Origin of the sequence: Sporocytophaga myxococcoides DSM 11118 (assembly GCF_000426725.1) — a bacterium.
Classification (GTDB): domain Bacteria; phylum Bacteroidota; class Bacteroidia; order Cytophagales; family Cytophagaceae; genus Sporocytophaga; species Sporocytophaga myxococcoides.
Genome location: NZ_AUFX01000021.1, coordinates 1 through 2,536 on the forward strand (window position 1 = coordinate 1; position 2,536 = coordinate 2,536).

General features: G+C 33.2%; 2 protein-coding genes. Both read left to right on the forward strand.

Annotated elements, in window-relative coordinates:
• Nucleotides 1–998: 998 nt before the first annotated feature.
• The gene (locus K350_RS0118265) at nt 999–1,841 is read left to right on the forward strand and encodes a hypothetical protein (RefSeq protein WP_028981125.1); all 843 of its coding nucleotides are present in this window, start codon (nt 999–1,001) and stop codon (nt 1,839–1,841) included.
• Between the two features lie 16 nt (nt 1,842–1,857).
• Complete coding sequence (locus K350_RS0118270) at nt 1,858–2,394, forward strand: hypothetical protein (protein ID WP_028981126.1); 537 nt, start codon at nt 1,858–1,860, stop codon at nt 2,392–2,394.
• Nucleotides 2,395–2,536 lie beyond the last annotated feature (142 nt).

The window sequence follows — 2,536 nt, forward strand, 5'->3', positions numbered from 1 at the left end:
ATTCTTTCTTTTTCCTCTGCCTCTTTTCTTTAAAAATTTAATTTCTGTCATCTTTTACAGGGTTTAAACCTGTAAACCTATTTCAGGACGAGACATGCGGGTTATAAATGAGGAAAAAGAAAAATTAAATGCACATTTTGATAAATGGCCCCGATAAAACCAGGTGCTATTTTGGTATTTGGGCTAGGACGGTTGATAAAGTAAAGTTTAATGGATAATAGCCCGCAAGTTATAAACTTGCTTTCATTTGTGGGTTGAAGTCAGATAGACTTCAACCAGAGAGGATCTATATGAACCAAAATAGAGCAGAGAGAATAAAGAATGTTGAAAAGTATGTCTTAAAGGCATGGTTTACTGCAGCGATTGTGGGAACCATTCTTATGATCTTTGCATTAGATAATTCTATTTTTTCCGATAACCTTTTTTCAAATCTATTTGCGTTTTCAGGAGTAGCTGCTTTAGTATCGTTACCTCTTGTAATTCTTTTTTGTCTATTAATAAATTATATGATCAACGTCGGCTTGAAAGCCATATTAATTAAATTGGTTTTGATATTAGTTGGTTTAATATGGAATTATATAATTACCATTTTGGGTTCTAACCAGAGCTATACCTTTTTACTTAATTACAATTTCGTTTCGGTTTCATTTTATTGCTATTCTCTAGCAATGGGTATTACAATTTTTTTATATAAGCTAAAAATATCAAAAGTAAACAGGAATATTTAAAACACTTTTCCTTCCAGGATAAAATCTGGTTAACCCTGGCTGAAGTCTTTGCCTTCTGTCTACAAATGAGAGCAAGTCTATTGACTAGAGGTTTTTAATAAGTCAATAGACTTCAAGAAGGGATTAAGTTGACGTTATGGTAAGAAAAAGATTCGAAAGTAGATTTGATTAGACAGTATGATTATCGGATATAATTGACTAATTTGGTATATATAAATGCAAAATATACTCTCCTGGTAAATAAGTAACCAGAGAGTGGATCTACTAACAATGAAAGACTTATTATGCATATTAGGGTCTGTTATCCTTTTAACGAATTGTTCCAATAGTAATACTTCAACTATTGAAAAAGAATCGAATCAACTTGACAGTTTAAAGCAAAAATTTGTCCCGATATTGAACGGTGTTTGGGTTTTGACGGACTACATTAATTCAATTGAACAAACTAAATCTCCGGTAAAATCATCTAATAAATTAAGGGGTGTGGTAACAATGATTATTGACGAAACGATTAATTCTGACAGTATTGATGTGGGTTCTAGCTGGAATAATCATGAGGGATATAACTTTATTACTTATTTTCAGACTGGTCAAAACAATAACAGTTTAAAAACCAATATTCCTGACTATGAAGAGATATCTAGTTTCTACGAACTTGGTTATGAAACTATAAATAATCAGACCTCCTTGGTGTTATATCATTATGACAAGACAAAAAAACTCATAGACAAAAAAAGTTTCACTAAAGTAGCAAACAAACAATCTGACAATGATGCGGCTTGGGGACTTCAGTATATAGTAAATAAAAAATTATTTGCTGGAAACTATTTACTCATTGACAGCACAAACTCTTTTACAAAAGTCAGCTTAAAGAGCGATGGTTCTTTTTCTGGTCATTCTGACTTTAAGACATATTATGTATTTACAGACTTTATGGGAGGGCCTGAAACATCACTTGATGAAATTGATTTTAATTTTTACACAAAGAATTCAAAGGGATTTGCTTTTAAAATAGTAAGTGACACAACTTATTTATACAGTACTATCGGTGATGAAGAAACAGGAGAACCTGAACAACTTGATAAAATTCAGTATAAACTCGTAAGGCAATGATGGAAATCATTGGGCTATGACAACAGAAGAAAGAAAGATTTTAGCAACTCAACCTATTACCTGGATAGGCGACCTTTCAGACGACTGCACAGCTAACTGGGCTGGACTTATGTTACGAGGAGAATGGATGGATGAAGACTATTGGTGGTGGGCAGTATATGATATGAAGAAAGATGGAGGTGGAGAAATTTCAAGACAAAAGGCAGAAAGCGTTGCTCAAGAGTATATCAACAGGATAACAACACGACAAGAGACTGCTAAATATATAATTGCAGATACTTTTAAAATTTCGGGACGTGGACTTGTTTTCGCTGGTTATATTACAGAAGGATTTGTTTCAATTGGTGATACAGTAGAATTTATTGTATTTAGTACTTTATATCAAAGAAGAATCATTGGGATAGAGGGCATCACAAAACCACAACCAGACAAAATAAATACCGGACTGCTAATCGAGTGTTATAATGACGTTGAAATTGATGAGCTTAGAAATTGGAGACCTGACAATGTAGTTGCAGTTATATATGCTTCATCTGCTCACCCTCTGGGCTAAGTCTGGCGTTTTGTCTGGCTTAAGTTTTTAACTTAAGCCTACAAATGTGTCTCGTCCTGAAATAGGTTTACAGGTTTAAACCCTGTAAAAGATGACAGAAATTAAATTTTTAAAGAAAAGAGGCAGAGGAAAAAGAAAGAAT